The 25,054-nt window shown below is 51.3% G+C and carries 25 protein-coding genes and 5 tRNA genes; 9 read left to right on the top strand and 21 right to left on the bottom strand.

Translation table 11 applies throughout. The features are described 5' to 3' along the window. Position 1: 1 nt before the first annotated feature. Both trpA and A9165_RS05805 read left to right on the top strand, forming a co-directional pair. Positions 2 to 802 (top strand): tryptophan synthase subunit alpha, encoded by an 801-nt coding sequence (gene trpA, locus A9165_RS05810; RefSeq protein ID WP_065955233.1) that lies wholly within the window; start codon positions 2 to 4, stop codon positions 800 to 802. 175 nt (positions 803 to 977) lie between these two features. Beyond that, complete coding sequence (locus A9165_RS05805) at positions 978 to 1,457, top strand: peptidylprolyl isomerase (RefSeq protein ID WP_237709384.1); 480 nt, start codon at positions 978 to 980, stop codon at positions 1,455 to 1,457. A gap of 82 nt (positions 1,458 to 1,539) precedes the next feature. Here A9165_RS05805 and A9165_RS05800 read toward each other — a convergent pair whose 3' ends face one another. Together A9165_RS05800 and A9165_RS05795 are read right to left on the bottom strand one after the other, a co-directional pair. Beyond that, positions 1,540 to 2,667 (bottom strand): PQQ-dependent sugar dehydrogenase, encoded by a 1,128-nt coding sequence (locus tag A9165_RS05800; protein WP_065955232.1) that lies wholly within the window; start codon positions 2,665 to 2,667, stop codon positions 1,540 to 1,542. After that, positions 2,664 to 3,101, bottom strand: coding sequence for a hypothetical protein (locus tag A9165_RS05795; protein ID WP_008607936.1), 438 nt, complete (start codon positions 3,099 to 3,101; stop codon positions 2,664 to 2,666). Before A9165_RS05795 ends, A9165_RS05800 begins: the two co-directional genes overlap by 4 nt. Before the next feature lie 205 nt (positions 3,102 to 3,306). Here A9165_RS05795 and hemH point away from each other — a divergent pair, with 205 nt between their 5' ends. Together hemH and A9165_RS05785 are read left to right on the top strand one after the other, a co-directional pair. Continuing rightward, positions 3,307 to 4,389, top strand: a complete 1,083-nt coding sequence (gene hemH / locus A9165_RS05790) for a ferrochelatase (protein WP_008607935.1) — start codon at positions 3,307 to 3,309, stop codon at positions 4,387 to 4,389. Positions 4,390 to 4,397: 8 nt separating this feature from the next. After that, complete coding sequence (locus A9165_RS05785; RefSeq protein ID WP_065955231.1) at positions 4,398 to 7,517, top strand: transglycosylase domain-containing protein; 3,120 nt, start codon at positions 4,398 to 4,400, stop codon at positions 7,515 to 7,517. 5 nt (positions 7,518 to 7,522) lie between these two features. Here A9165_RS05785 and A9165_RS05780 read toward each other — a convergent pair whose 3' ends face one another. Beyond that, positions 7,523 to 8,512 (bottom strand): GGDEF domain-containing protein, encoded by a 990-nt coding sequence (locus A9165_RS05780; protein ID WP_065955230.1) that lies wholly within the window; start codon positions 8,510 to 8,512, stop codon positions 7,523 to 7,525. A 93-nt stretch (positions 8,513 to 8,605) separates the two neighbouring features. Further along, positions 8,606 to 9,187, bottom strand: a complete 582-nt coding sequence (locus A9165_RS05775) for an HAD family hydrolase (RefSeq protein ID WP_065955229.1) — start codon at positions 9,185 to 9,187, stop codon at positions 8,606 to 8,608. A gap of 142 nt (positions 9,188 to 9,329) precedes the next feature. Here A9165_RS05775 and A9165_RS05770 point away from each other — a divergent pair, with 142 nt between their 5' ends. Continuing rightward, entirely contained in the window at positions 9,330 to 10,028 is a 699-nt protein-coding gene (locus A9165_RS05770; RefSeq protein ID WP_065955228.1) for a YebC/PmpR family DNA-binding transcriptional regulator, read from the top strand. Between the two features lie 49 nt (positions 10,029 to 10,077). On the opposite strand, the gene A9165_RS05765 is transcribed toward A9165_RS05770, so the two are convergent. The 4 genes from A9165_RS05765 to A9165_RS05750 all read right to left on the bottom strand — a co-directional run bounded on the left by A9165_RS05765 (position 10,078) and on the right by A9165_RS05750 (position 12,727). Beyond that, positions 10,078 to 10,260 carry a hypothetical protein gene (locus A9165_RS05765; RefSeq protein ID WP_065955227.1) on the bottom strand — a complete coding sequence of 61 codons (183 nt, stop codon included), beginning with the start codon at positions 10,258 to 10,260 and terminating at the stop codon, positions 10,078 to 10,080. A 77-nt stretch (positions 10,261 to 10,337) separates the two neighbouring features. Beyond that, positions 10,338 to 10,769, bottom strand: coding sequence for a cytochrome b562 (locus A9165_RS05760; protein WP_008607927.1), 432 nt, complete (start codon positions 10,767 to 10,769; stop codon positions 10,338 to 10,340). A 151-nt stretch (positions 10,770 to 10,920) separates the two neighbouring features. After that, positions 10,921 to 11,118, bottom strand: coding sequence for a hypothetical protein (locus tag A9165_RS05755; RefSeq protein ID WP_008607926.1), 198 nt, complete (start codon positions 11,116 to 11,118; stop codon positions 10,921 to 10,923). Between the two features lie 100 nt (positions 11,119 to 11,218). Next, entirely contained in the window at positions 11,219 to 12,727 is a 1,509-nt protein-coding gene (locus A9165_RS05750) for a hypothetical protein (RefSeq protein WP_065955226.1), read from the bottom strand. A gap of 505 nt (positions 12,728 to 13,232) precedes the next feature. Here A9165_RS05750 and A9165_RS17080 point away from each other — a divergent pair. Both A9165_RS17080 and A9165_RS05745 read left to right on the top strand, forming a co-directional pair. Then, positions 13,233 to 13,967, top strand: coding sequence for a TonB-dependent siderophore receptor (locus tag A9165_RS17080; protein WP_255365653.1), 735 nt, complete (start codon positions 13,233 to 13,235; stop codon positions 13,965 to 13,967). Positions 13,968 to 14,015: 48 nt separating this feature from the next. Further along, positions 14,016 to 15,665, top strand: coding sequence for a TonB-dependent receptor domain-containing protein (locus A9165_RS05745; RefSeq protein ID WP_255365652.1), 1,650 nt, complete (start codon positions 14,016 to 14,018; stop codon positions 15,663 to 15,665). 50 nt (positions 15,666 to 15,715) lie between these two features. On the opposite strand, the gene A9165_RS05740 is transcribed toward A9165_RS05745, so the two are convergent. Continuing rightward, positions 15,716 to 16,219: a YgjP-like metallopeptidase domain-containing protein gene (locus tag A9165_RS05740; protein ID WP_065955225.1), complete on the bottom strand. Its 504-nt coding sequence runs from the start codon at positions 16,217 to 16,219 to the stop codon at positions 15,716 to 15,718. 108 nt (positions 16,220 to 16,327) lie between these two features. Between A9165_RS05740 and A9165_RS05735 the strand changes: the two genes are divergently transcribed. Next, on the top strand, positions 16,328 to 16,687 hold the full coding sequence (locus tag A9165_RS05735) for a hypothetical protein (RefSeq protein ID WP_008951728.1): 360 nt from the start codon (positions 16,328 to 16,330) through the stop codon (positions 16,685 to 16,687). Positions 16,688 to 17,116: 429 nt separating this feature from the next. On the opposite strand, the gene A9165_RS05730 is transcribed toward A9165_RS05735, so the two are convergent. Genes A9165_RS05730 through A9165_RS05720 form a run of 3 tightly spaced genes read right to left on the bottom strand, consistent with a single transcriptional unit; the run spans position 17,117 to position 19,181 of the window. Beyond that, positions 17,117 to 17,866, bottom strand: coding sequence for a hypothetical protein (locus tag A9165_RS05730; protein ID WP_065955224.1), 750 nt, complete (start codon positions 17,864 to 17,866; stop codon positions 17,117 to 17,119). After that, entirely contained in the window at positions 17,863 to 18,546 is a 684-nt protein-coding gene (locus tag A9165_RS05725; protein WP_065955223.1) for a hypothetical protein, read from the bottom strand. The genes A9165_RS05730 and A9165_RS05725 overlap by 4 nt, the downstream gene beginning before the upstream one ends. Next, entirely contained in the window at positions 18,543 to 19,181 is a 639-nt protein-coding gene (locus A9165_RS05720; protein WP_008951725.1) for a hypothetical protein, read from the bottom strand. The genes A9165_RS05725 and A9165_RS05720 overlap by 4 nt, the downstream gene beginning before the upstream one ends. Before the next feature lie 179 nt (positions 19,182 to 19,360). On the opposite strand from A9165_RS05720, the gene A9165_RS05715 reads away from it, so the two are divergent. Further along, the gene (locus A9165_RS05715) at positions 19,361 to 19,867 is read left to right on the top strand and encodes a DUF4124 domain-containing protein (RefSeq protein WP_008607912.1); all 507 of its coding nucleotides are present in this window, start codon (positions 19,361 to 19,363) and stop codon (positions 19,865 to 19,867) included. Between the two features lie 587 nt (positions 19,868 to 20,454). On the opposite strand, the gene A9165_RS05710 is transcribed toward A9165_RS05715, so the two are convergent. The 9 genes from A9165_RS05710 to tolB all read right to left on the bottom strand — a co-directional run bounded on the left by A9165_RS05710 (position 20,455) and on the right by tolB (position 25,054). Further along, a tRNA-Ser gene (locus A9165_RS05710) sits at positions 20,455 to 20,544 on the bottom strand. A gap of 104 nt (positions 20,545 to 20,648) precedes the next feature. Next, the gene (gene nadA, locus A9165_RS05705) at positions 20,649 to 21,707 is read right to left on the bottom strand and encodes a quinolinate synthase NadA (protein ID WP_008607910.1); all 1,059 of its coding nucleotides are present in this window, start codon (positions 21,705 to 21,707) and stop codon (positions 20,649 to 20,651) included. A gap of 74 nt (positions 21,708 to 21,781) precedes the next feature. Beyond that, positions 21,782 to 21,857 (bottom strand) — tRNA-Lys (locus tag A9165_RS05700). Positions 21,858 to 21,877: 20 nt separating this feature from the next. Further along, positions 21,878 to 21,953 (bottom strand) — tRNA-Lys (locus A9165_RS05695). A gap of 18 nt (positions 21,954 to 21,971) precedes the next feature. Further along, positions 21,972 to 22,047: transfer RNA gene (locus A9165_RS05690), tRNA-Lys, on the bottom strand. 27 nt (positions 22,048 to 22,074) lie between these two features. After that, a tRNA-Lys gene (locus A9165_RS05685) sits at positions 22,075 to 22,150 on the bottom strand. A 189-nt stretch (positions 22,151 to 22,339) separates the two neighbouring features. Then, complete coding sequence (gene ybgF, locus A9165_RS05680) at positions 22,340 to 23,131, bottom strand: tol-pal system protein YbgF (protein WP_065955222.1); 792 nt, start codon at positions 23,129 to 23,131, stop codon at positions 22,340 to 22,342. Between the two features lie 20 nt (positions 23,132 to 23,151). Continuing rightward, complete coding sequence (pal, locus tag A9165_RS05675; protein WP_008607908.1) at positions 23,152 to 23,670, bottom strand: peptidoglycan-associated lipoprotein Pal; 519 nt, start codon at positions 23,668 to 23,670, stop codon at positions 23,152 to 23,154. Positions 23,671 to 23,707: 37 nt separating this feature from the next. Further along, positions 23,708 to 25,054: a Tol-Pal system beta propeller repeat protein TolB gene (tolB, locus tag A9165_RS05670; RefSeq protein WP_065955221.1), complete on the bottom strand. Its 1,347-nt coding sequence runs from the start codon at positions 25,052 to 25,054 to the stop codon at positions 23,708 to 23,710.

The following is a 25,054-nucleotide window of genomic DNA, read 5'->3' as shown; positions in this document are numbered from 1 at the left end:
GATGCAGCGTTATCAACAAATGTTTCAGCGGCTTAATAACGAAGGCCGCGGTGCCTTTGTACCCTTCGTGACCCTTGGTGATCCGAACCCGGCGCTGTCGTTTGAAATTTTAAAAGCCCTGGTCGATGGCGGCGCCGATGCGCTGGAGCTGGGTATTCCGTTCTCTGATCCTATTGCTGACGGCCCAACGATTCAAAATGCCAATATCCGGGCGCTGGCCGCTGGCGTGACACCGGCAGTCAGCTTTGAGCTGATTGAGAAAATCCGCGCCTATGCCCCAGCAGTACCTATTGGTTTATTACTATATTCAAACCTGGTAATGGCTAAAGGCATTACTCAGTTTTACCAACAAGCGGCGACTGCCGGCGTCGACTCGGTACTGATTGCTGATGTGCCGCTGCATGAGAGTAAGCTGTTCCGCCAAGCCGCGATGGCACAAAACATCGCACCGATTTATATCGTGCCACCAAATGTCGATGATGATGACCTACGCGCTATCGCCTCTTATGGCCGCGGCTATACCTATCTTTTAAGTCGCGCCGGCGTGACCGGTGCCGAAACCAAGGCCGCGATGCCAACCTCGGAGCTGATCGCGCGCATTCGTGCTTATAATCCAGCGCCACCCCTGCTGGGTTTCGGGATCTCCGCACCTGAGCAGGTAAAAGATGCGATCCAAAACGGCGCTGCCGGGGCAATTAGCGGTTCGGCTATCGTCAAACTGATTGAACAACACCAACACGAGCCTGAGCTACTGCTCACTAAGCTTCGCGACTTTGTCAGCAAGATGAAAGCCGCCACCTGATTTGATCCGCACCACTTATCCACACCACTCCGGTACCGGTCTGACCTGTTTATCCACAGGTCTCCGGTACCGGTCATACCAGTTTACTTTGACGCCTGACTCGCAGCGAGAGCTGTTATCTGTAGGTGGATATCATATAATGGCACCACTTTTATCAGCTAACAGACTTATCATTATGCAAATTACCAACAATGCCGTTGTGCAATTCCACTACACCCTAAGCGATGCCTCAGGCGAGCTGGAGAGCTCGCGCAAAGCCGCGCCCCTGCTCTATCTGCATGGCCATAATCAAATGTTGCCAAAATTAGAAGCGGCGCTGGAAGGTAAGACTGCCGGCGATACGCTTGAAATTACGCTGGCGCCAGGTGATGCCTATGGTGAACGTCGCGACGATGCGATCCAGAGCGTGCAGGTTAAACATTTGCGGGGGGCTAAAAAGTGGAAACCTGGCATGGTGGCCTGGGTTAACACCGATCAGGGCGAGCGTCAGGTGACTATCGTCAAAGTGGGTATGTTTAAGGCGGAAGTCGATACCAATCACCCACTGGCCGGCAAAACCCTAACCTTCGCACTCGAAGTGCTGAGCGTACGTGAGGCGACTGCAGAAGAAATCGCGCATGGCCACGCCCATGGTGAAGGTGGCCATCAGCACTAACTGGTCAGACTGGTACCGTAGTGCTGTGGATAAACTGGTCAGACCCTGATTTTGCGGAAAAAATGGGAGTGCTGTGGATAAGTTACTGCGGGGTCAGGCGCAGTAACTTGCCGGCCGGGCCGTCGGTCAGGATATAGATCAGGCCGTCCGGGCCGGTACGCACATCACGCAAACGGCTGTCGAGTTCAGTGAGTAGCTTTTCTTCCTCTACCACCTTATCGCCGTCCAGTACCAACCGGTGCAAAGCCTTGCCCGCTAAAGCCGTAATCAAGATGTTGCCCTGATACTGCGGGAAAGCCTCGCCGCGATACAGCGTCATCCCGGCAGGGGCAATCGAAGGTGACCACTGATATACCGGCTCAGCCATTCCAGTAAAGCGGGTAAAGGGAGAAATCCGGGCACCAGTGTAATCAATACCTGTGGTCGCCACCGGCCAGCCGTAATTAACACCGGCTTGTAGCAGGTTCAGCTCATCGCCACCTTTGGGGCCATGTTCGTGACTCCACAATTTTCCGGTTGCTGTATCATAGACAATGCCCTGCACATTTCGATGCCCGAGCGTAAAAATCTCGGCGGCAACAGCCGCTTGCCCAACAAAGGGGTTATCGGCTGGCACGCTGCCATTCTGCTGCAAACGTACGATTTTCCCCAGGTGATTGGTTTTATTCTGAGCTTGCTCACGATAATCAAAGCCGTCACCCAAGGTCAGTACCAGGCTTTGATCCGGTAGCAGCACCATACGACCACCATAGTGCGCGGCACCGCGCCGATCTGGAGTTGCGCGAAAAATTTGTTTTACATCAGTCAGCTGATTGTCCTGCCAGTTACCACTGGCCAAACAAACACTGTTGGCATTAGCCGTTCCGCAGACATAGCTTAAAAACAGGCAGCCGCTTTGCGCGAAATCCTCAGCAAGCAGCACCTCCAATAAGCCCCCCTGTGAGGCGGCATAGAGATCAGGTAAGTTAACATCCAACTTTTGCAACACCTGACCATCGCTACCGAGGGTGACTAACTGCCCGCTGCGCTCGGTTAGCAAAAAGCCACCAGAGGGTAAAAAACTTAATGACCAGGGATATTCCAGGCCCTCGGTAAGTGTCTGTACTTTTGGCTTGGTCGGCAGCGGATCTGCAGTCAACGGCTCAGTTGTCAGCGCAACCGGCGCGACAACTAACATCAGAGAGAGAAAAAGCATTCGGTTCAGGCTCATGCAACACTCCTGCTACGACTAAAATAATGATAGAAAACAGCGCCCAGACCACTGCAGGCAAGCAACATCAGGGTGCCTGCTAAGGTGCGGTTTAATGCTATTAGGGTTGGCATCGGTGCCAGCTGATTAATCACAGATAACGCCAGCCAGGTGGCAAGGGCGGTAATAGCAAACACCGTAGGGGCTTTAATCAAAGGCGTGCGGTTAAGTAGCAACCGGGCGGCGATTAAACTCAACAACATAATAGGCAGGAAAATCGCCGCCAGTACTGGCATAAAGTGCCTTAAATCAAACCAGAGGGTACTCAGTTGATCAGCGGTGGCAATGGAACCTGCCAGAGCGGCGATAGCCTGCAGATTCACCAGGCTTTGGATCACCGAGCCGGCGCTGGCCGCCAATAACACTGCCAGCAAAAAAACGAGGATTCTACGCATTCAGTTCTCCCTGATATCTATTACACCTTAACAGGTTAGACCTCGTACCGGTACCGGAGTGCGGTCTGACCAGTGATGCTAAATATTCTGTTTCAGTCATAGGTTTACGCAGCTGAAACTGCTAAGATCACTTTAAAGCCGGGCGATCTAACGGGGCTCCTTCGCCGTAATGCCGGCTTTAGTATAATCAGGAGCGCAGCGTCTTATGGGATTTATTAATAGTAAAGATTTTAGTCACGCCAGAGCCGATAAGATCGGGGTATTGTTAACCAACCTCGGTACACCGGATGAAGCTAACCCAAAAGCATTAAAACGCTATTTAAAGCAGTTTCTATCCGATCCCCGGGTCGTTGAAGTGCCGCGCCTGTTGTGGTGGTTTATTTTAAATGGCGTCATTTTAAATATCCGGCCGCGCCGCTCGGCCAAGGCTTATCAAACGGTATTTACTGAACAAGGCTCGCCGCTACTGTTTCATACTGTCAGTCAAACTAAGGCTGTGGCTGCCGAATTGGCCACGCGCGGCTATCCGGATCTGGTGGTAGACTTTGCCATGCGCTACGGCAACCCCAGTTTTCAGTCTGTGCTGGAGCGGATGATGCAACAAGGGGTCCGCAAGTTGATTGTCCTACCCTTGTATCCACAGTATTCAGCTTCGACCTCGGCCTCAAGCTTTGACGAGTTGGCACGCGATTTTATGCAGCGGCGCTGGCTGCCCGATCTGCGCTTTATCAGCCATTATCATGATTATCCGGCCTATATTGCCGCCTGTGCCAACCGTATCAGAGAACACTGGCAGCAGCATGGTCAGGCCGATAAGTTGCTATTTTCTTATCATGGCATCCCGAAACGCTATTTAATGAACGGCGATCCCTATCACTGCGAGTGTTATAAAACCTCGCGGCTGATTGCTGAAGCGTTACAGCTTAAGCCCGAGCAGTATGTAACCACCTTTCAATCACGCTTCGGCCGTGAAGAATGGCTGAAACCCTATACCGATGAAACCTTAAAGGCCTTACCGGCACAAGGAGTCAGTTCGGTGCAGGTATTTTGCCCAGGTTTCTCCGCCGATTGTCTGGAAACCATCGAAGAAATTGGCGAAGAAAATAAAGAATACTTTGAACATGCCGGCGGTAAGCGCTATGAATATATCAGCGCGCTAAATGATCGACCGGACCATATCCAGGCTCTAAGCCAGCTTATTATTGATAATTTACAGTGCTGGCAGCTAACTGCCGATCCTGAGCGCTTAGCCAGAGCCCAACAGCTTAATCCACAGGAAGTGCAGTAAGTCAGATTATGTCAGATCAGCAAAGGGTTGAACCCCGACTAGGTGATGCACCGTTAGACGCGCCACCACTAATTAATCGGCGCAATTTCGATAATGTTCGGGATAACGCCGCGCCGCGCGCCCGCCCGGCAGCGACAGGCCCCAAACAACCTATTAACTGGCGGCCGCTAAAATGGTTGCTCTGGTTATTGTTGCTGATTTTACTGGCTGGTCTGACTTATCAGGAAATGCGCACCAGTGTTCTGCAATCTAAAGTCTGGCATTATCTGGCGCAACAGCTGACCTTTAGTCAGGGCAAGGGGCCGGCACCTGAAGACGAAGCACCGGTTTATCCGCAAGGCGGTCCTTTTGACCAGCGCGCTGGTTACAGCCATCTGCCGCACTGGCTGAGCAGCCTGCAACAACAAGGCTATAGTATTACAGAGCAAAGCCGCTTTTCACCGGCACTGCAACGCTATGCCGACTGGGGCTTTTATCCACCCTACGCTCAAAAAAGCCAATGGGGGCTGCAGATTTTTGACTGCCGTCAAGATGCACTGTTTAGCTTTCATAAGCCGGAGTTTCAATACCCACATTTTGACGACGTCGCGCCATTATTATTGCGAGCCCTACTCTATGTAGAGAACCGCGATTTGTTCCAGATAACGCCCTTTGCCAACCCTGCGGTAGATTGGTCGCGCCTGGGTGCTGCGGTGCTGGCACAAACCAAAAAGCTGCTCGGACGCGATGCAGCGGCAGCTGGTGGCAGTACGCTGGCAACACAAATTGAAAAATACCGGCACTCTAATCAGGGTTTTACTGCTGACGTCCTGGATAAGCTGCAGCAAATGGTTTCAGCATCGGTGCGCGCTTATCAGCCAGCCCGGGAAACCATGGAAAGGCGCAAACAAATTGCGCTGGACTATATCAATACGGTACCGCTGGCAGCGACACCGCAAGCCGGCGAAGTTCACGGCATGGCCGATGGTTTGCACGCCTGGTTTGGTGCTGATCCCGTCAGGGTCAATCAGCTGTTAAAAGACAGTACGGCGACGCCGGCGCATGGCTTAGCATTACGGCAGGTTATGGCGCTGATTATTGCCCAGCGCCGGCCGAGTTTTTATCTGTTGCAAGGCCGTGCCGAGTTGGAGCAGCTGGTCGACAGCCATTTACGCTTACTGCGCCAGGCCAATATTATCAACCAAAACTGGCTGGAGCAGGCGATGGCGCAGCGACTTAGCTTCCAAAGCGCTGCCACAACACCGCGACCACAGTTGGATAAAACCGCACTACTGGTGCGTAACCGTATTGCAGCCTTGCTGGAGCGCACTCTGTACCAAACCGATCGTTTGGATCTGACGGTACAAACCACTCTGGATCTGGCGCTGCAACAACAAATTAAACGCTATCTGGAGCGGCTGGAGCAATTAGCGCCGGCACAGCAAGCCGGTATTATCGGCCCGCGCTTATTACGGGAAGACCAGCTGCGCGGTGTAAAATACAGCTTTACCCTGTACGAGAGCACGCCCACCGGCAATAAGCTGCGGGTACAAACCGATAACCATGCTGAGCAACCCTTTGATTTAAATGAAGGTGGCAAGCTGGAACTGGGCTCTACCGCCAAGTTACGGATGCTGACTACTTATCTGGAAATCGTTGCTGAGCTGCATCAGACCTATTCTGAGCAACCGGTCAGTTCGCTGGCATTACTGGAAATTGCACCGCAGGATCAATTATCGCAATGGGCGATTAATTATCTGATTGCGAATCCCGGTGTGAGTTTACTGACGATGCTCAACGCTGCGATGGACCGTGAATTTTCAGCTGATCCACGCATGAGTTTCTTTACCGGTGGCGGCCTGCATACCTTTAGCAACTTCCGCCGCGAGGAAGATCGGATGGTGCCGACAATGCGACAGGCGTTGTATGAGTCGATTAACCTACCCTTTGTTCGTTTAACCCAGGAAATTGTTAACTATAGTATTTATCACGGCGAAAGCAGCAGCTATCAGCTACTGAAAAACGATAATGACCCGCGCCGCGATCAGTATCTGCGTCGCTTTGCCGATAAGGAAGGAGTTAGCTTTTTGCAACGCTTCTGGCGTAAATATCACCGCTTAACGGCTGAGCAACGGCTGGAAGTGTTCTTAAATGGCTTACGGCAAACCCCGGACCGCTTAAGCGCCGGTTATCGGTTTATCTACCCGGATGTCAACGAGGCGGACTTTATCCGCTTTATGCAGCAGCGCTTTGCCGATAACCCGCTAACGGTAGCGCAGTGGCGGCAACTGTACCGTAAATATGCGCCGACCGAGTTCAGTTTACCGGATCAGGCTTATCTGGCCCGCAGTCACCCGCTGGAATTATGGTTACTCGGTTATTTACAGCAACAACCCAATCCGACGCTGTCGGAGGCCGTCAGTTTAAGTGCTGACGTGCGCCAGCAGGCCTATCAGTGGCTGTTCCGCACTCAGTCCCGTAGCGCCCGGGATAACCGTATTCGCACTATGCTGGAAATTGAAGCCTTCTGGGATATCCATCAGCGCTGGCAACGGCTGGGTTATCCATTCGACTTCCTGGTCCCGTCACTGGCGACTGCGCTGGGTAGCTCAGGCGATCGTCCGGCCGCGTTAGCGGAGTTGATGGGCATTATCCAAAACGGCGGCCGCCGTTTACCGATGTTCCGTGTTGAATCATTGGATTTTGGTCGCGATACGCCCTATGCCGTTAGCCTGGCCCGCACCGAAGTCGAAATGGAACGGGTTATGCTGCCTGAGGTGGCACAGGTACTGCGGGAAAATCTGGCCGGTGTGGTGCAACAAGGTACAGGCCGGCGTTTACAACAGTACTTTAGCTTACCGAATGCACCGCAACTGCCACTGATTGGCGGTAAAACCGGCACCGGTGATAACAGGATCAGTACCGTCAACAGCCGCGGCGAAACCGTGCAGTCGCGGGCATTAAACCGCACTGCTACTTTCGCATTCTATCTGGGAGAGCGGCATTTTGGGGTAATTTCGGTTTATCTGCCGGGTAACGCCGCTGAAGAGTATTTCTTTACCTCGGCACTGCCACTGCAGGTACTTAATGGCATGTCACCGCTGTTAATGCCGTTGCTACGGCCGCAGGCCGGCTGCCCGGTTCCGTAATAAAATCAGGCTGCAACCACCTGGTTGCGGCCCTGATGTTTGGCCTGATACAGCGCCATATCCGCCCGGTGCAACCATTGCTCCCAATCTTCTGTCGTCTGTAACATAGCCGTTCCCGCTGACAAGGTTACCGCCTTGCCATCGGGTAACAGCAGTTCTGCTTCTACCCGCTGGCGGATCTTTTCAGCTAACAAGGGTAAATCCTCCGCTTGCATATCACGCAGTAACACCAGAAACTCCTCGCCGCCGAAGCGAAAAACCCGATCACTTTGTCTTAGCGTACTGGCAATAAGCGGCACCAGACGGATCAACATATCGTCACCAATGCGGTGGCCATAGTTATCATTAATTTGCTTAAAATGGTCCAAATCGAACAGGATCACGCCAAAACGGCTACCCAGTTTTTGCTTTAACTGTACCGCCAGTTCCAGTTCGGCATTTAAAGTATGACGATTACCGGCGCCGGTCAGGCTATCAATGCTGGCCAGCTGTTTTAGTTCGTTGCGTTGTAATTGGGTACGATAGGCAAACACATAGGCGAAAAAGCTGGAGATAAAGGCCGTAACCGCAAAGGCCGTCAGTTGATAGTGGCTTTCAAAAATGGTGGTTGGCCACAGCAAATCGGTAGCAATTAATACCCCAAGCATCGCCATTGACAGCAGAACCGCGGTCAGTGGCGCGGCCAGAAAAAAGATAAACACCAATAGCGGATAAATCCAGAATACGCCACTGATGCCCAGGTTCAGGCAGACGATAACGGCTCCGGCACAAAACACCACCGCCAGAAACTTACCGGGGCGCACCGTATCACCGGTACGCCAGGCGTAAATCACAGCGGCAATAGCAGACGACACGATCAATAAGTCAGCAATACCCACAATCAGATTACCGGTACTTAGCCGGTAAATTGCATAAGGTGTAACAAATAATGTGATTATCAGGCCGACCAGGCTAATCATTGCCAGATAGAAATTGTCCTTTAACCGCGCCAGCACTCTGCACCTTTTTTTCAGGTTGTTCTTATACAACCACTATAGTGCGCCCGGTGCGGAATAACAACCGTTGCTGGCTGATTAACCATTTGCCTACTAAAACGCCTGGGCCAACTCGTTAAAGTGCTGAATATGATAGTGGGCCAGTGGTTTGAAATGCTGATTAGTATCATTAAGATACAAGCAAGACCAGGCACCGGCGTTACTGGCAGTTTGCAGATCAAACACATAATCCCCAACGTACAACAGCTGCTGACAAGGGACGGCATAATATTCAGCGATGCTATACAAGCCCGCCGGATCCGGCTTGGCCGCACAATCTTCCCGGGTTAATACCAGCGATACCGGGATCTGCAACCTTTGTAGCATTAAACGGGTGGCATCACGCATATTGCGGGTTAGAATCGCCAACGGCAGCCGCTGCGCAATAAGATGCTGCAGACATGCCGCCGCGCCCGGCATCCAGGACGCCTGCTCCGCGCCGCGCATTTCATGCTGATAAATAATCTGCGCCGCGCGGCGGGCCTCAGCACAATCACCCAATTCAGCCAGCCGCTCCAGTAAAGGCGTTCCTACTGGCCAGCCAATATCCTGACATATCGCCGCAAAATCCAATCGCGAGTCGACCAGAGTCCCATCCAAATCAAAGGCTACTGCCCGGATATGCGCTAAATTCATGCCAGCTCTCAAAAATTAAAATGGGCTTTACGGCAACAACGGCTAGCCGGATTAAAAAACCCCAGTCTGCGGTTGCAGCCGATGGCTGCAATTCGCTAGACTAGCCGACCGAAATTTTTCTTCAGCTTAACAGGAATGCGTTATGGGTGCCCAGTGGAAAACCAAGCATAAAATGGATGCGGCCAATGCCAGAGGTCGTATTTTTACCAAACTTGCCAAAGAAATTATGGTTGCCGCGCGCAATGGTGCCGATCCCAGCATGAACGCCAAGTTACGCTCGGCCATTGAAGCGGCCAAAAAGGCGTCGATGCCAAAAGATACGCTGGAGCGGGCAATTAAAAAAGGTGCTGGCCTGCTGGATGGCCCGGTAAACTACGAAACCGTGGTTTACGAGGGTTTCGCCCCGCACCAGGTGCCGGTTATTGTCGAGTGTTTAACCGACAACAAAAACCGCAGCGCCCAAAGTATGCGCATCTTATTCCGCAAAGGCCAACTTGGCAGTTCAGGTTCAGTATCCTGGGATTTTAAACATCTGGGACAAATTGAAGCCGTGCCCACGTCAGCCGATGCCGACATGGAGCTGGCCGCCATTGAAGCCGGCGCTCAAGACTTTGAGCAGGGCGAAGACGGTGAAGTGATTTTCTTAACCGAAAGCACCGATCTGGATGCCGTTGCCAAAGCCTTACCGGAATTTGGCTATGACGTACATTCTGCCAAACTGGTTTACCGCGCTAATAACCCGGTAAGCCTGGATGACGCCGCCCGCGCCGAAGTAGAAGCCTTTTTAGACGCTATTGATAACGACGATGACGTGCAAAACGTCTACGTTGGTCTGGCCTGAGCTTGAAACGTCAGTCTGTAGCCCGGTATCAGCCGGGCTAAAGACTAACTCAGTTATAACCGAGCACAGCGCAGTGTTCGGTGTCCTGTTCAGTATTACGCAGAGGCCTCGCTTCATCTGGCTCTGACCAGACTAAACTGAGTGCCCGCCGTTCCTGTCGGCTAAGATCAACGGTATGTGGCTGATAATAATAACGCTCTGCGAGCGGTTGCTTGCTTTGCTTGGCTTTCATCTCTAAGCTCCTTTGCTGCAGGTTCGAACTAACTATAGGTCCCGCAGCCTGAGCCCAGGCTGAACACCGTGGCGCTTTTAAAAACGGCCAAAGATCAATTTCCACAAGCTAAAGCGCCGTTCTTTATGATAACGCTCACGCAACTGGGCCACCTGAGTCAGGTGCTGTTGCAGTTTAGCGGCATCATCAGCGGCAGCAGCTTGCTTCGCTAAGGTCAGTTCGGCCAATACCTTATCCAAACCTTCCTGAAATACGGCAGCTTTATCGGCCGGCATGGCCACCTGCTTGGCGTCTTCGGTTAAACGAAACAGTTTCTCCAAATGAGGTAAGGCTTCAACCGGCGTCGCGGCCTCATTCGCCAGTTTAAAGGCAAACCCCATGGTCTTCATGGTTCTTTCCATGGTACGAGGTTCTGCCGCTGTAGCCAGCAAACTGCCGGATAACAGCACAATTGCCAGAGTTGCTTTTAACAAGGTATCACCCTCTTTATCGCCTGAATCAGCGGGCATTATACCTAAATCGGCGCCCCAGGCGAGGCGAACTGGCAACAGCGCCACGACCTTGCGATAAATGGCAGTATCAGTAAGCGGAATTGCGGTAAAAAAAACCGGCCAGCTAATAGCAGCAGTGGCCGGTTATCACAATATCGACAACTGGGGATCAGAGACTATCAAAAAACTCCTGCACCCACTGGCGGGCATCTTCCTCATCCAGCTGGTAACGTTCCTGCACTAATTCGGCAAGATAATCCGGATCGCCGCGTGCCTGCTCCAATTCGGCATAGCTGATCCTGTCCCACTGCAGCTTGGCCTGGGCACGCACCCTGCCCCATTGACTCTCGGCAAAGTAAGCACTCATAGTCATTCCTCGCATTAAAGGTGACGGCAACGGACGCTCATCGCAGCGTCCGTTTTGAGTATAGCCGGACCATACCAGCGCTGCTTATTTTTTAAGCAGTTTACAGGTAGGCTTTATTAAACGACTCGCGGGATTGTTTCAGATAATCGCGCGCTTTTTTGGCATGATTTTCCCAGGCATCCCGATCGGCTTTTTCGGTAAAAGGGTTTTGCTCAGCAGCAATCGAGCGTTCAAAGCGCTCGTAGTAGGTTAGCATCGCCGCGGTGATTTGATTAAAACCGTCGCGGTAGCTTTGCATCGCCTCCAGTAACTCTGAGGTTTTCAGGACAAAGCGGATCAGCTCGGTATTGTTACCGTCATTCAGATAAGAGCCGGCTTTCAGACTGATATTACCGGCCACGGCGCTACTGATACTTTGCCGCACTTTTTCATCTTTACTCAGCACGCGGCTGATATTTTCTTTCGAACTGGCGATATTAGCGTGCAGCAGGGTGTCGCGTAGCTGCTTCTCCAGATCACGGCGAAACAGTTCAATATTGCGCTGAATTGTCGCTAATTCACTATCTAACTGGCTGACCTGTTGTAACTCGCGCTCCAGTTCAGTTAAAAAACGCTCGGCATCCTGATAGATCTTCAGCCCGTGTTCTTCGGCAAACTTACGATCGGCACGGCTTAATCCGGCATTCTGATAATTAGAGCGGTCAAAGCTGGCCGCCAGAAAGGATTTAAAGGGTTCCGCAAAGGCGGCATAGGTGCCAGCACTCACCACATTCAGCGTGGCAGTAACCAGATCGCCAAAAGGCTTAATCATTGAGTTAAGCCGCGCCTGCTGAATTTTAGAACTGACCCGGCGCGTATCGCTGATAATATTACGAAAGGTGGCGTAGGCCATCGGATTCGACATTTTATTGCGCTCTGAGCTGGCCAGCACCAAAGAGATCCCGGAGTGCAGCGCATTGGCATATTCCAGATACTGCCGCTGCACCTCCAGTTGCGCGGCATAATTGCTACCAAGGGTGCGGAAGGACTCAGATTGCAATTCAATATTCTGATCGCGGCGCAGTTTGTCGAGGATACCGCTGATAATGCGTTGTTCATTCTTATGTAAGGCTGTCGCCAGCAGAATGCGCTCTACCTGCACATCGTCCAGTTGCACAAACCCCTGATTTGCCTCGATATCCAGCCGCAGAAACTTACGGCCCGGATCATCAACCGAGATGCGGTGCGCCTGGTAGCCGGCACTCCCCCCATGATGCTCAATCACTGCAACTGGTGACCAATTGGCGTCAACCGCATTGCGCTCGGCCACCAAAACCTGGATGCGGTAGCTGGTAAACTCGGTTTCAGGTAACACCCAAAACTCCAGTAAGCCCAGTTCACTTAATGCATCGCGGCTAAATAAACTGCTGGTACCGGCGGCACAGCGCAGTGCCTGCTGTCCGGTGCGTGGTTGTTCGCTGCTAAGCTGACACTCGCCTAACTGTCGCCAGGGCGTAAGGGCCGATTTTTCAAAATCACTGCTAAATACCACTGCTGCAGGCTTAGCCAGCACAGCGGCAGAACAGAGGGTAAAGCTACTAAGTACTACAGGTAAGACAAATCGACGCATACAAACCCCGATTAATAAGCGTACAGGCGCGAAGCCCGAGCGGTGAAAAGCGCTGCGATTCTAGCAATCGGCCGGACCGTCGGCAATGCTCCAGACAGACTAAAATCACAGTTTGGACCCTTGGCGAAAAAATTTACTTGACAGTCTGCGATAGATCGGCGAATTATAGCGACAGTTTGATTTTTCATCTCCCATTATCACAGGAGGCAGCTAATGCAAAAATGCGCATGCAATCGCTACGGCTACTACTGTGCTCCCTATTATCTGTCCGAGTGGTTCAATAATTAGTTCTCCCTCTGCGTCAGGCAGAGGCGTCCATCTATAACGCTCCTCCTTAGTGTTGTCTCCGGTTTTAGCCGCAGCATACCTATGGTCGCGCTTCTTTGGCTGGTTTTGCTTTGACGCAGCTTTTATAACCCGATTGTCGCTAACGGCAACGTCAAAACAATAAAACTATCCAGAGGAATAAAAATGAAGCAAAGCAACCTGATCCGGTTTTCCCCGGATGAGTCTGGCTGTGGCTATGGCGCTATCTGCCAGCGCCATGGCGCAACAAGCCGCGACTGAAGAGCCGCAGATTGAGAAGATTGAAGTCACAGGTTCACGCCTCAAGGGCGTGGATATGGAAGGCGCTAACCCACTACAGGTATTTAGCCGGGATGAACTGACCAGCCGCGGCTATGACAGCATCAGCAGCTTTTTACGTGATTTACCTCAGGCCAGTGCCGGTACCTTTAATGAAATTGGCAGTACTGCCGGTAACGATGGCACCCCGGCGGGTTCAGCTGGCGTCAGTTTACGTGGTTTAGGCAGCAGCTCAACGCTGGTGCTGGTGAATGGTCGCCGGGTCGCCGTTGACTCTTTTGCCAATGGTGCTGATACCTTTGTCAACGTTAATGCCATTCCAATGTCAGCCATTGAACGGGTTGAGATCCTAACTGACGGCGCCTCATCGGTCTACGGTTCAGACGCCATTGCCGGCGTAATTAACTTTATCCTGCGCAAAGATTTTGAGGGCCATGAACTGTCTGTGATGTATGGCGATGATACTTCCAGCCATGATTTTAACCGCAAAAATTTAACCTATGTCGGCGGCTTTCGCACCGCAAACAGCAATACCACAGTGGTCATCGACTACTTTGACCGCAACGCCCTGTTTAATAAAGACCGCGATGTTGAAGTCACTTTTAAGTCCAATACCCGAGTCACCATTGATGGCCGTGACTATCCGGAACCCTGATGCGGCACAGATACCAGTAATGGCAACAGTCGCTGTGTATATGACTACGTGATCCAACGGGCAATCCAGCCGGAGACCCGTAACTTTGGTACCACTGTAAATCACTATTACGATCTTGGTAATAACCGTGAGTTCTTTTCCGAAGCCATGTACCAGCGCAATACCGGTTTTACTTATGATGCGCCGGCCGGTTTAGATATTACGGTTCCTGGTAGCGCGGCCTTTGTACCGAACTGGGCCAGAACCATCAATGCACTGGATGGTAACCCAAATAATAACATCCGCCTGCGTACCCGCTTTCCGGAGCGTCGTAGCCAGGAGTTTGACGACCAGGCGTACCGCGCGCTTGCCGGCATCCGGGGTGAACTAGGTAACTGGGGTTATGAAACCGCCCTCAGCTACGGTAAATCAGACAGCGAGATCCGTCATGTCTCTGGCTATTTCTCGCGCGCCAAAGTCCGCCAGGCCGTTGATAATGGAAGTTTTAACCCGTTCAACCTGGGCCTGGATACGCCACAAAGCGTCATTGATGGCATGCGCGAGATGGCACCACGTAAAGGTAATTCCTCGGTATTATCCGTCGATTTCAGCTTAAACGGTGAACTCTTCACCATGCCGGCAGGCTCAGTGCAATCGGTGTTCGGTGGCGAATACCGCCGTGAGAAAATCTCTGATCAGCCTTCTGCCATTGCTGCTCTGCGTTACGACAGCTACAGCGATTTTGGCAGTGATGTTAACCCCAAACTGTCACTACGCTACCGCGCTACCGACAATCTGATCCTGCGTGCTTCTGCCAGTACCGGCTTCAGAGCACCGTCGTTGTCGCAAATTGGTGCCGGTAAATCACTGGGCTTTAACTATATCAGCTGTTTACCGGGTCAGCCGTTCCTCAGCTTCTGCGGTAACCAGCCGGTTGAAATTGGTTATGACGAAGAGCGGGTCGGCAATAAAGAGTTAGACGCTGAGAAATCGCGGGCTCTTAACGTCGGCATGTCGTGGAACCTGACCGATAGCCTGCAACTGACCGTGGATTACTGGCGTTACCGGCATACCGATATCGTTGACTACGATTCAATCACTACCCTGCGTGGTTGTTTAAGTGGTGACGTGCCGGTAACCGGCAGTGAAGCCGCGCTGGGCGACAGCTTTGGTTGTGTAGTAGTGAACAACGAACTGGTGTTCCTGCGCACCGGCTTTTATAACATCGGTAGTCAGGAAACTGATGGTATCGACGTTAACCTGAACTACCGGCTGGATACTAATTACGGCAGCTTTAAGTTCTATGCCACAGGCACCAAAACCTTTAATTATGAGCGGCAGTTAACGCCGGACTCACCAAAAGAAGATTTGCTGGGCCGCTTATCCGGCGCCAACGAAATTGCCCGGCCGGATCTGGTGGCGGATTTTGGTACCGATTGGCGCTCAGGCAATTGGAAAGCCAGCTTGTCAGCACACTACGCCAGCTCTATGGGCGATGGTGATTTCCGCTTTGGCGGCAATGAAACCGTGAAGTCCTGGACCACGTTGAGCGGTAGCCTGGGGTACGACATTACCGATAACCAGAGCATTAGCCTGGCGGTTCGTAATCTGACCGACAAGGCGCCACCTTATGCGTCTTCGCCAACCAATGGCTATGCCAGCTCAGTACATGACTGGATTGGCCGCTTGTGGACGCTGCGCTACACAGTAAGCTTCTAACACTTCCCTGGTAGGGGCGCCTGGGGTTGGTCTTTCCCCGGCGCCCTTTTTTATGCGGCGCTGCCACTATCCTGCCAGGTAAGATAGAGCCGTAAATCAAACTCCAGCTGGTGATAAGCCGGTTCCATATACTGACACAGCTGATAAAAAGCCTTGTTATGTTCCTTTTCCCGCAGATGCGCCAGTTCATGTACCACCACCATTCTTAACAGCGGCAAGGGCAACTGCTTTAACTGACTGGCGATGCGGATTTCGTTTTTACTTTTCAGCTTACCACCCTGCACCCGGCTGATTTGGGTATGGGTACCCAGGGCATTATTAATAACATGGATTTTTGGATCGAATACGGCTTTGCTGATTGGCTCGCTGCTTTTCATATATTGCCGCTTTAACAACTGAGTGTAATCATACAGGGCTTTATCGGTTTGAATATCGTGGCTACTTTGTGGATAGCGCTGGGCCAGGGTTGCCGCCAGCTTACCTGCTGCCAGCAGTCGCTGTACCTGCTGGCGCAGCGTGTCCGGATAGCCGCGCAGATAAGGCAAGTCATGCATAAGAAATTCTTATCCTTTTGTCACAATTAATCTCGTGTTTCCGCCATAGCGCTGTCACAAGGTAGGCCTAAACTGCGCACAGTTTACCTAACTTAACCGGAGATCGTGATGAAATTATTAGTTAATGCTGTGGTGTCGTTGACCGCTCTGTTCAGCCTGAATGCGCTGGCCAGCAATAACAGCTATGTTTACTCCAATATTGAGTACTGTCAGTTGCAGAGCCAGGCCGTTGCCAGCAGCCAGTTAGATGCCTATGCCCGCAAACTGGGCTTTGCGCCCGGCGTAAATGAGTGCCGTAGCCTACTGCAGCCACAATTTACCGCACAGGGCGAGCTGGAGTTGTCACAACAGTTACGTCAATTACAACGCGGTTCGGTGATCCGGCTGAACAAGCGAGCCGAGCAGAAACTGGCTGCCCTGCCAGCGGCCGAGCGCGCTGAGGTGTTAAAGCGGTTTGGGTTGAGATAATAGCGCAGCAGGGTTTGGACCTTGCCCCAGTCTCGTCCTTATAAATGAATAAGGCCCACGCTTTTGGCGTGGGCAGAGAGTCAGGGATTGTTGCGGGCTTCCTGCCCTCAACCCCTTAGGGGCCGCACTAAAGTGCGTCCAAATTTGCTGAGGCTTTCCTGCCTCAGTCCTTCGGACCCGCGCTCGCGCGGTCCAAAATTGTTCCAGACAATTTTGTGCTCCCGGCGAATTTGTCACTCGTGCCATCCATGGCACTCGCTCTTCGGGCGGCGGAGTCGAGCAAAACGGCTATCTTATTGTTCGACTATTTTGTATTTTGGGTATCCCGCTACATAATCCCACAATCAGTGCATAGCCGGAAATTGGTGGGTGTCAAAGAGAAAGGTTTGTTGGGTAAAAACGGCCAAACTTAGTTATGATTTTTTTGTATTAAGCACGGAGCTCAAGGTGGTCGTATTGCGAGATAAATTGCAGCTCATTGTGTGCCAGCGACGGCGCAGCTTTTGCCAATAATGCGCTTGGGTTAAACCACAGACACGTGCAATCATCGATGGGGCGTTGGGATGGTTCACTTACCAGGCTTTGTGGATTGCCCCAATGTGAATCACACCAAAATCCATCCGTCGCACAAACAAGCAGGCTCTCATCAGGGAGATCGAATTGAAAATACTCTGGCTGAAAAGTGCGGTGAAGCTTCAAACACCGCGTCAAGATATGGCGACTTGGTGAAGATTTTAGCTCGTCAGTAAAGGGTACAAAAACATTCGCCGCGGTATGAACTGGCGAAAGCCAATTCAGAGCACCTCCTCGCAAACAGCCCATTCTCACATCGCCGGCACAATAGCCCCATACCCGCTGCGCATCAATAAACGCCACCGTGATACTGACACATCCGCCGCTTAGCTGCTCATTGAGCTTCCCAGCGAAGCATTGCAGCGTGTTCAATAATGATACTGGCTCTGTAGCCAGTTCAGAGCAGGCTATCGCATCATCGACAGACGTTTTAAAGGTCGTTAATAACATATTTTTTGGCAAGGGGCGTGACGTTGAGATATCAAACATCGCCAACAACAAGAGATCTTTAAAGCGAAATATTACCGTCGCATCGTCATAAAGCAGTTGAGCAGATCCTGGCAACGCAATAAAGCCCTCAGGCTGAGCGATATCTGCGGCGCTCATAAACAGGCCTCAATGCGTTCAAAAATGAGTGACTCCCGCGCGCTATTGTTCCCTGTCGCGCTTTGCACGGCATACTCAAAATTAGCATCGTCAAGCAGCGCTTGAAGCTGAATTCGAATAAAGTCTCTAAGCTCCCCATCAACCGCGTTAACCTCAGCAACAATTTCTGCGCGTCCATCAAAGATATTAATCAAATCCTCAATATCGTGGCTGGATAGCGCATCACCGTTTCCCCGCCCTAAATACGCCTCAAGCTTTGTGGCCACAAAATAAACCGGCTCGACGAGCTTAATAGTGATCGCCTCAGTCAGCGTAAAATCCCGAGCAGTTGCCATCGCATCACGATACCAACGGTTGCTAAACCCAAGAATTCTGTCGTCATCCGGCATAAAGTCTACTTTAAGCCGCCCGAGCATCATCGTGCAAATAACGTCCCGCTCCATTGACTCACGAAAGCCTAATTGCCGCAAACGCTCAGCAAGTTGAGCCCAGGCACCAAAACCTCCAGCATGCACAATTAAGTCAACATCATCGGTATATCGAACCTGCTCTTTGGTGAAATCATCAGTTAGAAATAGCCCGGTGGTACACCCGCCGATAAACACGACCTGGGGCAGCAATTCATCCAGAGCAGTGGCCACCTGGACTAGCATCTCTTTTTGGAAATTGATCTTACTCATGAGCTTACCCGCAAAAGTTTACGCATCATGTCGATAGCGATCCCTCGCTCCCGGGAATGGCCAATCCTAACAGCATCGGTTAGCGCTAATAATGCGTACGTTAAATCATCTGTTCGAATAGCGGCAAAGATATTTTCATGTAACGGTTGAACAGCCACACCTTTAGTCTGCCCTTTGAAATAAGGCCAGATTGGTGCGAGCTCCCCGGAAGTCATTAACTTACCTTGCAGAACCGGCGCAGCAATTGATGTGGCGATCCCACGGGTCACCTCGCCTTCTTTTGCAGGAAAAACGTATTGGATACCGTATGCGATGAATTCAAGCAGCGCACGAGTGTTGGTTTTGGGTAAGCCGGTTTTACGATCGGCTTTTGCTAGGCCTACGTCAAACATTCGTTTTAGACTTAAGCTAACTTGAGATTTGCTGATCCCCGTGTCCTGCTCTAAGGCTCTTACGGAAAACAGACTCTCAGTGAAGGCAACAGGTGGCGCATCGTTATGCAGAAGAGCATCGCCCAGCCAATCGATAGACGAATCATGCGGTACAAGCAACTCTGCATCATACCGATTAGGATTGATCCAGCGCTGTGTGAGCGACTCTATTTTGAAGAGCACGACGATATCTTGACTTTTCATATTAACCACCAACTGAAAGTCCTATGTCCTAGGACGCGGGACAACTTTCAGTTATATATCGTAAAAAGTCAAGACCTAGTTTTTAGCATTAAGTGGTCGGAAAGGCAGCAGTCTTTGAACTTTTAACTCAGTAAGGCTACTATTCTTCGGTACATAACAAACGGACTTGAGGTTGCACTATGCGCAAGCTATTAATTGCCACCACGCTGTTATTCCCCGTGTGTTCCTATGCACAGGTGTATAAGTGTGAAGTCAATGGCGTTGTAAAATACAGCCAGCAGCCCTGTGCTGATAATGCAGAGTTAACCCAATATTCAACTGAAAACTCAGTTCAATCTGATCCACCCCAGGTAAACGATAGTGTAACACAAACGGCAAGGCCGACCCAACCTGCAGCTAACCATGAAGCTGAATTGGCACGTATTAACGAGTCAATCAGGAAGCGGAACATCAATACGGAAATTACCCGGTTAACTGCTGAGCGCAATCGTAAGATGCGAGAGCGTGACCAAAAAATGGCACAACTTCGCCGAACCAAGCAATCAGCTGCAAATAATCTGGCCGGTGCCACCTGGGAAGAGTCACTGTCAAAAGAGATGTCTGCAGTAGCTATGCAATACGATACCGACATCCGTTCTCTGGATAACCGCATCGATAGATTGAGAGAGGATTTAAAACGCGATTAATCAGTTCCTGATTTGTTGCGAGAATTTCAACTGGCTATATGTTGTTCCCGAACTGTTAACATTAAGGGAGTTTTATGGCCAGCTGAAAGGGTGTTTGCGCAGAGGGTTTAGACTGTTTAAAAATCGATGCTTTGTTTAAACGAATAGAGCAATTTAAGTCGTTAACGGTATCAAACCCAGACCTGCTTTGCTTGATGAACTCAGCGGAGGAGCTATTGCACAGGCAGTCAGAAACTGGAGTTATTCATACGACAGCTGTGGCCTTAATAGTGAATGAAGTAGCTAAGCACCCGGACTGCCCGAATTTTCTCAAACTAACCTGCGGTTGCAAGTCGGCACTTTCTCAAACTAACCTGCGGACTTTCTCAAACTAATCGCGCGGCTACAATAAGGCCCACGCTTTTGGCGTGGGCCGAGAGAGGGATTGCCAGCGCCATCCTTGGCGCTGGCCCTCCGGGCCGCACTAAAGTGCGTCCAAATTCGCTCCCGGCGAATTTGTCGAACCGCAGGGTTCGAACCAAGTCCTCAGTCTCGTCCGCATAAATGAATAAGGCCCACGCTTTTGGCGTGGGCCTTATTCATTTATCTGGCGGAGAGAGAGGGATTCGAACCCTCGTTAGGGGTTAACCTAAACACACTTTCCAGGCGTGCGCCTTCAGCCACTCAGCCATCTCTCCGGGGCTTGCACTGCAAGCGCCGCTATACTAGGGAAAAAGCAGCGGCGGTGCAAGGGTTAAATGCGTTGGTCGCTGTTGTTGCCGCTATTTTAAGCAATCACAACTCAGGCGTTGCCCTTTACCTGTACCTTTTGCTCTTTGGCGAAATTCAACATCCGGTTAAGCGGTAACAGCGCCCGCTCGCGTAAGGCGGCGTCAACAAAGATCTCATGGCCGCTTGGGCTTAGCAGCGCATCCTCAATGGCTTTTAAGCCGTTCATCGCCATCCAGGGGCAATGGGCGCAGCTACGACAGGTTGCACCGTTACCGCCGGTTGGCGCCTCGACAAAGGTTTTTTCCGGCATTAACTGCTGCATCTTATAAAAGATACCGCGGTCAGTCGCAACGATAAAATGTTGGTTTGGTAAGGTTTGCGCCGCTTTAATCAGTTGGCTGGTGGAGCCTACGGCATCGGCCAGCTCCACTACGCTATCCGGTGACTCTGGATGCACCAATACGGCGGCTTCCGGGTGCTGCTTTTTCAGCTCACGTAGCGCATTGGCTTTAAACTCGTCGTGCACGATACAGGCGCCGTTCCACAGCAGCATATCGGCGCCGGTTTTCTTCTGCACATAGGCACCCAGATGCTTGTCCGGGCCCCACAGGATCTTTTTACCCTGACTATCCAGATAGTCGACCACGTCCAGCGCTATTGATGAGGTAACCACCCAATCAGCACGGGCTTTTACTGCCGCAGAGGTATTCGCATAAACCACCACCACTCGGTCAGGATGCTGATCACAGAATGCAGAGAACTCGGCGGCAGGACAGCCTAAGTCGAGCGAACAGGTCGCTTCCAGCGTTGGCATAATCACGGTTTTTTCCGGCGTCAGGATCTTCGCCGTTTCCCCCATAAATTTGACCCCTGCTACCAACAGGGTTTTTGCCGGATGCTGGTTGCCAAAACGGGCCATCTCCAGCGAATCTGACACACAACCACCGGTTTCCTCAGCCAGGGCCTGGATTTCCGGATCGGTGTAGTAGTGGGCGACCAGCACAGCATCTTTAGCGGCCAGCAGTGCTTTAATGCGCGCCCTGTAGGCCTGCTTTTGCTCGTCAGTTAATGGCACAGGCTTTTTCGGGAAACGGAAGTCCTGCTCAGAAAAATACAACGGCTGCTCCATTAGGCTCACTCAGTCAGCTGATAAGGGCGGGTATTATATAAGGGACGATTCAAAAAAGACAGTATCAGGCTGTTTGGTGGGTCATGATGGATTCGAACCATCGACCAACGGATTAAAAGTCCGCTGCTCTACCAGCTGAGCTAATGACCCAAACAGGATAACGCGAGAAGTGGTGGGTCATGATGGATTCGAACCATCGACCAACGGATTAAAAGTCCGCTGCTCTACCAGCTGAGCTAATGACCCAAACAGGATAATGCGAAGTGGTGGGTCATGATGGATTCGAACCATCGACCAACGGATTAAAAGTCCGCTGCTCTACCAGCTGAGCTAATGACCCACTTCGGATTTACTTGTTTGCGCGGTTTGGTGGGTCATGATGGATTCGAACCATCGACCAACGGATTAAAAGTCCGCTGCTCTACCAGCTGAGCTAATGACCCCTACCGCGGACGCATATCTTACTGATTTACGGAATTTGTGCAACCAAAAACTGTGAAAAAAAGCGCTGAGGCGGGCTGTTTGCTTAAAATGCCAGCGGCTGCGGCTGACTTTGTTGGTTAAAGCAGCGCTTGGCTACTTACTGCGTCGACGGGGCTAAAAATAAAAAACCCGGCACTTGGCCGGGTCGATCATTTCAGCGCGTCTATCCGCTCTTTCGCCAGCCTGGCAGCTGTTGTACTGCCATGAGCTGACACCACCTTGCGATAATGAGTTAAGGCCGTAGCCTTATCATTCTGCCGCTCGGCGATCTGCCCCAGTTTCAACAACGCATCCGCTACTTTGTTCGAATCGGGGAAGTTTGTCACCACCCGCTCAAACGAGGTTTTGGCTTTTGCATTATCATTGTTATTAAACAATAACTGACCAAGCCAAAAGTAAGCATTCGGCGCGTAAACTGAATTGGGATAGGTACGCAAAAAATTCTCAAATTCTGGAATAGCAGCATCAAAGCGCCGATCTTTCAGCACTAAGTTGACCGCTCTCTCATAGGCGTCATTTTCCGAGGCATTGCCCGAAACCGTGACTGCCGGGCCACTCGCTGCGGCTGCCGAACTGGCAGTGCTGTTGCCAGCACTGCCCTGCACGGCACTTACCCGCCGTTCGATTTCCTGGTAAATATCACGTTGCCGCTGAACGATTTCATCCAGCTGATACGAGTGGTTTTCAGTAACACCACGCAGCTCACTGACTTCATCCAGCAAGATCTGCAGTTGTTGCTGCATTCTTACCTGCGCTTCGGCACGGGCTTCAACCACGCGCTCCAGAGCGGCCAGCCGCTGTTCAACAGAACCTGTTGCCACAGCAGTGGTGGAAGAAGCAACTCTGCCGCTTCTGCCTATCTCAGTAACCGGGGCCGGATTGGCCAGCACACCAGCACTAACTAAGGACATTGCAATAAGCAGCGGTTTCTTCACTGTCATCCTCACTCGTACCGTTTAAATTAATATACTAAAACTGCGCGACGGTTTTGTGCGTAAGCTGCTTCGTTGGTACCACGAACAGCTGGCTTCTCTTCACCGTAGCTAACAGTAGACAGTTGACCAGCGCTTACGCCCAGGTTCTGTAAGTACTGTACTACAGACAGTGCACGACGCTCGCCCAGGGCGATGTTGTACTCTGGAGTGCCACGCTCGTCAGTGTGACCTTCGATAGTTACACGTACGCTTGGGTTAGCGCGCAGGAACTCACCGTGTGCTTGTAATACTTCAGCAAACTCTGGACGGATAGTCGATTTGTCGAAGTCGAAGTAAACAGTGTTTTCACGACGCAGAGCTTCCATTTTTAAACGCATTTGCTCAGCAGCAGAAGCGTTTGGATCTACGCGCTCAACCTGTACAGTTTGAGTAGTTGCTGAAGTGTCGGCATCACCGGCACCAGTAGAAGATTTAGAGCTACAAGCTGCCAGTGCTAATACCGGAACTGCAACTAATAAACCTTTTAACACTTTGTTTAAGTTCATAATGTTGTCCTTAGATTAAATTTACCAAGTTTTTGTTTTATAAAAAAGGTGACCAGGCCGGCGATTTAACTTGTCCATCAGACGCCGGTAGTCGTGCTTTAAAACGCCCATCCATAGAAACTAGCGCCAACACCTGCGAGTTTCCATGCATGGTGCTGTATATTATCATAGAACCGTTAGGTGCAACACTAGGCGACTCATCCAGATTCGTTGTAGTTAACACTTGTAAAAAACGGCTCTGCCGATCCATACGTGCTAAATGATAGCGTCCATTTGTACGATTTACCATCACTATAGCTTGTCCATCAGGCGAAAAAGTCCCGGCCAAATTCATTTCACCCTGGAAAGTTAACCTACGAGTGTCACCTGTTGCTAAATTTACGCTGTACAGCTGCGGATTACCGCCGCGCTCAGAACTAAATACAATTTCTTTACCATCGGGTGACCAGCTTGGCTCGGTATCGATAGCGCGATGATTAGTCACCCGGGTTAACGCCTTAGTCGCGATATCCATCACGTAAATTTCCGCATTACCGTCTTTGGACAACACCATCGCCATGCGGCGGCCATCCGGCGACCAACGCGGCGAACTGTTAATACCGGGGAAAGCGGTTAAAATGGTGCGTCGACCGGTGTAAATATCCTGAATATAGATTTGCGCCTGACGCTTTTCAAAGGTCACGTAGGCCAACTTGGTGCCGTCAGGAGACCAATCTGGTGACATTAACGGCTCTTTTGAGCGCAGTAACACCTGAGGGTTATACCCATCATAATCGGCAACGATCAATTGATACGGGAACTCGTCGCGCGGTTTAACCAGCACATAAGCGATCTTAGTCAGGAAAGCGCCACGCTCGCCAGTCAGTTTTTCATAGACAATATCGCTGATCCGGTGGGCATACTGCCGGAACTGACCGCCGTTAATGACCGTTTCACGACTGTCCAGAATAAACTGACTACTGCCCACTAACTGGCCGGCATTCAGCATCTGAGTACTCAGGCCGCTATTGCCCTTTAGTACGTCAATTAATTCAAAGCTCACGCTGTAGCGATCAATACCAATTTCGGTGATCTCGCCCATGACGATAGCTTCAACGCCTTCACGCGCCCAGGCAGAGAAGTTAATCTCAGCCGATTTAGAGGGGCGCTGTGGCATTTTTATAAAAGGTATCGGGCTAAACTTGCCGCTGCGCATTAAGTCAGCTGCCACCACCTCAGCGATATTTTCGCGAGGTAGGTTGGTACCTTTAAAGGTGAAGGGCAGCACAGCGATAGGCCGCGCTGAGTCCACACCGTCAGTGATAATAATTTCCAGTGAGGCCTGCGCCTGCACACCCAGCAGTAACAAAACACTGCAAAACACGCTTCGAAGTAATCTAGTCAT

The organism is Alishewanella sp. HH-ZS (assembly GCF_001704375.1).
GTDB classification, from domain to species: domain Bacteria; phylum Pseudomonadota; class Gammaproteobacteria; order Enterobacterales; family Alteromonadaceae; genus Alishewanella; species Alishewanella aestuarii.
This window is presented reverse-complemented; position numbering and strand designations above follow the sequence as displayed.